General features: G+C 62.2%; 9 protein-coding genes. 5 read left to right on the top strand and 4 right to left on the bottom strand.

What is annotated here, in order from left to right:
• Positions 1-140: 140 nt before the first annotated feature.
• A complete protein-coding gene (locus tag NJ75_RS12590) occupies positions 141-1,196 on the top strand; it encodes a zinc-dependent alcohol dehydrogenase (RefSeq protein WP_236727140.1) in 1,056 nt (351 codons plus the stop codon).
• A gap of 4 nt (positions 1,197-1,200) precedes the next feature.
• Here NJ75_RS12590 and NJ75_RS12585 read toward each other — a convergent pair whose 3' ends face one another.
• The 4 genes from NJ75_RS12585 to NJ75_RS12570 form a co-directional block, all read right to left on the bottom strand.
• Positions 1,201-2,028: a ZIP family metal transporter gene (locus NJ75_RS12585; RefSeq protein ID WP_082013368.1), complete on the bottom strand. Its 828-nt coding sequence runs from the start codon at positions 2,026-2,028 to the stop codon at positions 1,201-1,203.
• Between the two features lie 12 nt (positions 2,029-2,040).
• Complete coding sequence (locus tag NJ75_RS12580; RefSeq protein WP_039334950.1) at positions 2,041-2,559, bottom strand: ferritin-like domain-containing protein; 519 nt, start codon at positions 2,557-2,559, stop codon at positions 2,041-2,043.
• Position 2,560: 1 nt separating this feature from the next.
• Entirely contained in the window at positions 2,561-3,535 is a 975-nt protein-coding gene (locus NJ75_RS12575) for a manganese catalase family protein (RefSeq protein WP_039334949.1), read from the bottom strand.
• Positions 3,536-4,005: 470 nt separating this feature from the next.
• Positions 4,006-4,428 carry a DUF1810 domain-containing protein gene (locus NJ75_RS12570; RefSeq protein ID WP_039334947.1) on the bottom strand — a complete coding sequence of 141 codons (423 nt, stop codon included), beginning with the start codon at positions 4,426-4,428 and terminating at the stop codon, positions 4,006-4,008.
• Positions 4,429-4,640: 212 nt separating this feature from the next.
• On the opposite strand from NJ75_RS12570, the gene NJ75_RS12565 reads away from it, so the two are divergent.
• Genes NJ75_RS12565 through NJ75_RS12550 form a run of 4 tightly spaced genes read left to right on the top strand, consistent with a single transcriptional unit; the run spans position 4,641 to position 7,511 of the window.
• Complete coding sequence (locus NJ75_RS12565) at positions 4,641-5,276, top strand: SOS response-associated peptidase (protein ID WP_052242429.1); 636 nt, start codon at positions 4,641-4,643, stop codon at positions 5,274-5,276.
• A complete protein-coding gene (gene xth / locus NJ75_RS12560; protein ID WP_039334945.1) occupies positions 5,276-6,082 on the top strand; it encodes an exodeoxyribonuclease III in 807 nt (268 codons plus the stop codon). Before NJ75_RS12565 ends, xth begins: the two co-directional genes overlap by 1 nt.
• Before the next feature lie 49 nt (positions 6,083-6,131).
• Positions 6,132-6,371: a hypothetical protein gene (locus tag NJ75_RS12555; protein ID WP_039334943.1), complete on the top strand. Its 240-nt coding sequence runs from the start codon at positions 6,132-6,134 to the stop codon at positions 6,369-6,371.
• A gap of 51 nt (positions 6,372-6,422) precedes the next feature.
• Positions 6,423-7,511: an ATP-dependent DNA ligase gene (locus NJ75_RS12550; RefSeq protein ID WP_052242427.1), complete on the top strand. Its 1,089-nt coding sequence runs from the start codon at positions 6,423-6,425 to the stop codon at positions 7,509-7,511.
• Positions 7,512-7,519: the final 8 nt, after the last annotated feature.

The following is a 7,519-nucleotide window of genomic DNA, read 5'->3' as shown; positions in this document are numbered from 1 at the left end:
GGCAGCACGACTGACGGCATCGAACCGCGCCTGACCACATCCGACGGCCGAGCCCTGCCCTTCGAACTGCAAGACGGTCGCCTCGAAGCGCGCCTTCCCGCTGACGCTTCGCTCCTCTTCGCCTGGAAAGAGACCAAGAAATGATGAAGGCTGCGCTCAAGACCGACGAAGGCATTTTTACCATAGAGGAGGCGGAGCTTCCCGCGCTGCCGGGGCCGGACTGGGTCATGGTCCGCGTCCGCGTGGCCGGAATCTGCGGCACGGACCTGCGCCACTGGCAGAAGCACGAGCATGATCTGGCCGGCCACATCATGGGTCATGAACTTGCGGGCGACGTGGTCGAGATCGGCGGGGAAGTGGCCAACGTTGCCGCCGGAGACCGCGTCGTCGTCGAGACGGTGCTTGGCTGTGGCCACTGCGAATGGTGCCGCGCCCGCCAGTACAATATCTGCCCGGACCTCTACGCCACCCGCAGCAAATACGTCTCGCGCGCCTATGGCCAGTTTCTCGTTGCCCCGGCGAGCCATGTCTATCGCCTGCCGGACCACGTGAGTTACGAACAGGCCTCACTCATCGATACCTTCACCGTCTGCCTGCATGCACAGCATCTTTCCGGGCTGACGATCAATGATCGCGTGGCGATCGTCGGCGCGGGACCGATCGGTCTCGGCCAGCTCATGCTGGCCAAGGCATCCGGCGCCGACGTGCTGATCATCGACACGGTCTACCACTCGCTGGAGCTTGCCCGCGAACTGGGAGCCGACGTCATCGTCAATTCCACGCGCGACGATCCGGTGGCAGCGATGAAGGCCATGACCCATGGCCGGGGCGCGGACATCGTGTTCGAATGTGCCGGAGGTGAATCCATGCCGCAGACCCTTCCTCTGGCCACGGAACTGGCGCGACGCGGAGGCAAGGTCGTCATCATCGGCGGCTTCGATCCGGGTGTGCAGGAAATGCCGCTCGAATGGCAGCGCATCCAGATGAGCGAGATCCAGCTTATCCCCAGCGCCAGCTTTGCCTGGTGGCACCTCGACAAGGAACAGGGGCAGGTGCTCGAACTGCTCGGCAAGGGCAAGCTCGACGCTTCGCGCCTAATTACCCACCGCTACCCGCTCGACCGCATCAACGAAGCCTTCCACTGCGCCAACGACAAGGCGCGGACCGGCGCGGTGTTCATAGCGGTGGAGATGTAGCTGCTCAGCCCAGGGCAATGTCGAGGAAGCACATTACCACAAGACCGCAGGCAAAGGCTGAAACCGGTCGGCGGAACCAATCGATGTGCAGTCTCGCCGACGCAGCGTTCCGCGCAATGTCTGGCATGATCTGCCCGCAGACAATCAGGAGCATGGCGCCGGCAGCAAGCGCAAGGCCCCAAGGCAGCAGGTCCTGCGCAACCGTGACCAAAACAGCCGCAGCCGTCCCGGCGATTGGTTCCACCGCACCGGAGAGAGCGCCCCCTACAAAGGCATGCCCGCGCGACATGCCAGCCGCGACAAGCGCGCAAGCCACCGCAAGTCCCTCGGGAAGGTTCTGCGTGCCGATAGCAACTGCGGTCGACAGGCCGCGAACAGTGTCTCCTTCTGAATATGCCATGCCGACGGCCGCGCCTTCCGGGATATTGTGAAGCGTGATGGCCAGGACGAGCAGCCAGACGGACTTTGGCCCCGCCAGACCGGCGGTTGCTCGATCGCTACTGCGCGCATCTTCGCAATTGAAGACCGCTTCGGGTACCGGCAGAACCGCCCCGAGCAGCGCCATGAAAAGTGCTCCACCAAGCGTGGCCGACAGGACGAGAAGCAGGGCAGACGTCGGCGAAAAGCCCTGCTCCTGCGCCGCCGCGATACCGGGCAGGATCAGCGAGAACACGGACGCCGCCAGCATGACGCCCCCCGCAAAGGCGAGGAGCGCCAACTGGCCACGATCCGACAGGCGTCGCATTCCCAGAACCGGCAATGCCCCGACAGCCGTGGCCAGGCCTGTGCCAAGGCTGGCCATCATTCCGGAAACAATGGCGGGCTCAGGCATCACGTACGAGGCCTAATGACTGGCCGTCTTACCCGAACTTCGCAGCGCCAGATATCGCTGCACAACCAGAGGCAACGTCTCATCAAGGAAGGTGACCATGGCCTGCTCCTCACGAAGGGTTTCCTCAAGCAGTGGCAGGGCTGTGGTAAAACCGCCCTGCTCGGCCATGACGATAAGCGCCTTGTAGCTCGCAACCTCGAAAGCCTCGAAAGCGGCATTGGCAAAGCAGTTCTTGAGAATTTCATCGGGCGCCAGCGCATGCATCATCGCCGCGACATTGCCGCCCAGCTTCATTGTTACGTCCTTGAAGGCGCTCGCACTTTCCCCGAGTCCATCGAGGATCGTCTCCAGCCTCTCGATCTGACGCTCGGTCTCGCCACGATGGCTCCGCAGCCGCACTTCCACATCGGCATAATGGGCCAGCCGCTCGATCTGTCGATCGAGCAAGCTCAAGGCTTCTTCCTCCAGAGCGTGGGCATTGCGCAGCCCGACGACGAACGTGTGGCGGATGGCTTCTTGCTGTCCGGTCACGTCAGTTTCCGATCCTCGGAGCGGCAACGGGAAGTTCGGCGGCCATGGACCGGGCTTCGGCCATGTCTGAAGCTCCACCAAGATCAGCATCCTGCACGCGCCCTGCACCGGGGCCCGCGCCAAGTTCGGTACCGGTTGCAGGGTCGGCGTTCGGATCGGACTGCAGGCGCTGCTGCATCTGCGCGGCGATCTGCTTGTCCGTCTCGCTCAGGCCGACGGTTGCCTGCCCATGCGAACCATCAAGCGGCAGAGAGGGGGCAACATCGTCCAGTCGATCCCATTGCGGCCCGCTGTTCCACGGCCCACTGGCATCGCCTTCGCCCTGCGAGGTATTGACATAGAGGCTGGCGTATTCGGCCAAGCCCGGCAGCTTGCCCGGCGGGAAGTTGTCGCGGATGGAGTAGAGCGCTTTCTCGAAGCTTTTCTGGTGGGCAATCTCGCGCGTCATCAGGAAGCCAAGCGCATCCTTGATGCCTGGATCGTCGGTAATGTTGATCAACCGCTCATAGATGATCTTTGCGCGGCTTTCGGCAGCGATGTTCGAGCGCAAGTCGCAGGTCGGATCACCGCGGCTGTCTATGTAGGCCGCTGTCCAGGGCACGCCCGAACTGTTGGTCAGCGATGGCCCGCCGCCATAAAGCAGCGACTGCGTGTGGCTGTCGCCACCAGCGTTGATCGCCATGTACATGTCGGCCTCTTCCAGAGCCGCTTCGCTGAGCTGGCCTTTGACGCCCTTGTTGAGCATGGCCACGATCGAGCCGATCACTTCGAGATGGCTCAATTCCTCGGTTGCAATGTCGAGCAGCATGTCCTTCCGGCCGGGGTCGTCCTCGGCCAACCCTTGCGTGAAGTAACGCATCGCTGCCGCCAGTTCGCCATCAGGTCCGCCGAACTGCTCGAGAAGAAGCGACGCGAGCGCCGGATTGGGCTCGGCCACGCGGACGGTATATTGCAGGCGCTTGTTGTGCATGAACATGGTTGGCTCCCCGCCGCGGAATGCAGCCAGTGTCACACGCCAAGCATCGCGGCGGCTCGCCGTTCCGAGGCCCTCCCATGAGATAAATCTGCCGCAACGAAATCCTTCAGAACGGTTAGACGGCACGGTAAGCCGCTGGATGGGATCGTCGGAGCCTGGGGAACATAAGTTTCACCTACAAACATGACACAAGCACCGGGAACGAAGCGTCGCGCCAGATCCTCACAGACCTTCGTTTCACGACCAAGGTGGCAGATCTGCTCCTCGTGATCTGCGGTCGACCTCGCGCTCTTTGAAACAAACGGAATGCGCTGCAGACGAGCGCCAACGCCCACTCACTAAGACAGAATGGATCCAGGACAGCGAAGCGGTGCAGAGTGGTCATAGTCGGAGAAGGCTTTGGTCTGTCACTCGGCTTGCAAGCGCAACCGCGCCGGAAGGGCACGTCCGCTGCGACGGTAGGGTCTCGGTTATCCTTGACCGACCAGATCCAACGTCCTCTGGTCTCTTGCACCCTTGAACCAGCGTTCAAGCGCAGACGAGAAGAGACTCTCTTCCGGAGCGGCAAGAGCAAAGAGCGTTAAGGACGAGCGCAGCTGCATCGCGTCAACGCTGCAGAAAACGCCAACCGCGTCTGGGGTCTGCAGGTCCTGAAGTGCAGAAACGCATTCGCGAATGCGCGGACCTAGCACAGCATGGGCGAGATAGGCGCGTGCTTCACTCAGCGATCCAATTGCATAGCGCTGTGCCATGGCGCTGGGACCAAGTCCTGCGATCTGGGGGAAAATGTACCACATCCGGTGGCTCTGCTTGCGACCGCGCCGGATTTCACCGAGCGGTCGGTGGTATTGATCGTTTTGGGCCGTGACGAGGCGTTCGAGGTCGAAATTCATGGTTCTTCAATACCAGCTTTCTCTATGCTCCCTCTCGCAACGCTGTATGAGCCGCGCTCGATGCAGCCAACCACGGGTTCAGCATTCCTGTTGCTGCATGACGACCTCATCCCTCAAACTGGCTAATGCGAGCCGCATATCAGACGCCCGCGCCGGGCGACGAACTTTCAGGAGTGGCCGGACCCAAAGAATTGATCCGGCGTTGCCGGGTCATGTGCAACAACTACGAGCGCCACCTGAACTGGTCGAACCTGCAAGAGGCTCTGGCGGTAGCCGGGCTGAATGTGGCTCTGCGGCCCCCTGCACTCCTTCCACCAACCCGCGACGTCCGGGTCAGCGATGACGGTGCAGTACTGCGAGCCGCCGGAAACGGGGTCGAAGCGGTCACGATGCGGTGGGGTTTCAGGCCGGCCAGGACGAAAGCTGCGCCTGTCTTCAATTTCCGCGCCGACGGGCGAGATTTCTCGGACAGTCGGCGCTGCCTGATCCCGGCAAGCGCGTTCTTCGAATTCACTGGTGACAAGGCGCCGAAGTCGAAGTGGCGGTTCACAATGCGCGATGAGCCGATGTTCTGCGTGGCCGGGCTATGGAAAGATGAGGAGCACGGGCAAACCTGCAGCTTTACCATGCTGACGCTGCCGCCGAGGCCCGACGTTGCGCCGTTTCATGATCGCCAGATCGTCACGCTGGCGCCAAAGGAGTGGGCAAGGTGGCTCTGTCTCGAGGGGGCTGGATCGCTTGACGTTCCTCCCGCCGGGACATTGGCGGTATCGCTGGTCCGGCAAGGCAGGGACGAACCATCGGGCGAGTTGCTGGCCCTAGCGCACCCTGCCCGGTCAGCCGCCTGATGAAGATTGCGACCTACAATGTGAACGGCGTTAACGGGCGCCTTCCCGTACTGCTGCGCTGGCTAGCCGAGGCACGGCCGGACATCGTGTGCCTGCAGGAGTTGAAGTCCCCCGACGAACGGTTTCCTGCCGATGCCCTCTCCGATGCCGGATACCGCGCACTTTGGCATGGACAGAAATCGTGGAACGGTGTCGCCATTCTATCCCGCGCCGGCATGATCCACGAGACCCTGCGCGGACTGCCGGGCGAGCCGGAAGACACGCAGAGCCGTTATCTGGAAGCTGCTGCAAACGGTGTCATCGTTGCCGCACTCTACCTCCCAAACGGCAACCCCCGCCCTGGGCCCAAGTTCGACTACAAACTGCGCTGGTTCGAGCGACTGGCAAGCCGTGCGCAAGAGCTCCTTGATAGCGGGCTTCCGGTGATCCTGGCGGGCGACTTCAATGTGATCCCGACGGATCAGGATGTCTACAAGCCCGAGCGTTGGACCGAAGATGCGCTGTTCGTCCCCGAAGTTCGTGAAGCATATGCGAGGCTCCTGGATCAGGGTTGGACCGACGCGCTAAGGAAAATGCATCCCGGCGAGCGGATCTACACCTTCTGGGACTATTTCAGGAACGCTTGGGGTCGCGATGCCGGACTGCGGATTGATCACCTTCTGCTGAGTCCGGCGTTGGCGAAGCGGCTGAAAGCAGCCGAAGTGGACAGTTTCGTGCGGGGCTGGGAGAAAACCAGCGATCATGCGCCGGTCTGGGTGGAACTGAAGCCTGACCGCACCGCGCGCCGGTCGATCCGTGGATCATAGTCCGATGCCTGCAGTTGTCAGGAAAAGCCAGGACAGCCGGAGACTTGCCATGTGGACTGTGAGTTCGAAATTCAACGCCGTGGGCACGAGCGGAGCCGAATACGTGATCGTCGAGGAGCGTGACGAAGCGCGTGGGGCGGCCGGTGATAGCAAGGCCACGGAGGCGCGGCGTTATTCCCTGGAAGACGGACGAGAACTGAGCGCCGAGAAGGATGGCACGTTCATTCTAGGCGGCACCGATGAAGTGCTCAAGGCGGTCGCGCCGTCAGCCGTCCCGGAGCACGACTGAACCTTCGGCAAGGCCGCAAAGTCTTCTACGCGGGATGGATGTTCCAAAGTGATGGCGAAGCAGAAACCCTCGAAAGCACTTCGCCGTCCGATCTTGCGGCCCGTATCCCCGGTCGAGCCGATGGAAGCCTTGCTGGTCGAGAGCCTGCCCGAGCCGCCGGGCTGGTACTACGAGCCCAAATGGGACGGATTCCGTGCGCTGGTCGACCGCAAGGGCGATGACGTGGAGATCTGGTCCAAGTCCGGCAAACCGCTTGCGCGCTACTTCCCGGAAATCGCCAACGCCGTTCGCACCATCAGGCAAACGCGCCTGCTGCTTGACGGAGAACTGGTCATCCCGATCGGCAATCGCCTTTCGTTCGAAGCTTTGCAGGCAAGGCTGCACCCTGCAGCTTCGCGCATTGCCAGGCTGTCGCGCGAAACTCCGGCGCAACTCATCCTGTTCGACTGCCTGCACATCGGCGAGGCCGATTTGCGAAATGCGCCGCTCTGCGAACGACGAACGGCGCTGGAAGGGCTGGCTCGGGAAGCTGGTCACGACGACCTGATCCTCTCGCCAGTTACAACACAAATCGAGCAGGCCAGGAAATGGCTTGGCCTCAGTGGCGGTGCGCTTGATGGCGTGATCGCCAAGGGCCGGGACCTGCCCTACCTCGCTGGAGAGCGTGCCATGCGCAAGATCAAGCAGCGGCGGACGGCCGACTGCGTCGTCGGCGGTTATCGCAAAGACGCCAAGGGCGGTGTAGTCTCGCTTCTGCTCGGCCTTTACGACCCGAATGACAAACTGGACCTCGTCGGCTTCACCTCTGCCTTCTCAGGCGCGCAGCGTTCGGCCTTGGCTCGAAAGGTCTCACCGCACGATGGTGGGCCCGGTTTTACCGGTCGTGCTCCGGGAGGCCCCAGCCGGTGGAACCCCGACAAGAGCGGAGACTACATACCCCTGAAGCACGAACTGGTCGCAGAGGTTCTCTATGATCAGGTGACTGCAGGTCGATTTCGGCATGGCACTCGGTTCCTCCGTTGGCGACCCGACAAAGCAGCTCGGCAGTGCAGGTACGATCAGCTCGTCGTTGAACTGAGGCCAACGGAACTGCTGGACCTGGTAGAACAAGGCGAAGCCCGGCCAGACCCGAAACGATGATGTGGCCG

The sequence above is a fragment of the Novosphingobium subterraneum genome (genome assembly GCF_000807925.1).
Lineage (GTDB): Bacteria > Pseudomonadota > Alphaproteobacteria > Sphingomonadales > Sphingomonadaceae > Novosphingobium > Novosphingobium subterraneum.
This window is presented reverse-complemented; position numbering and strand designations above follow the sequence as displayed.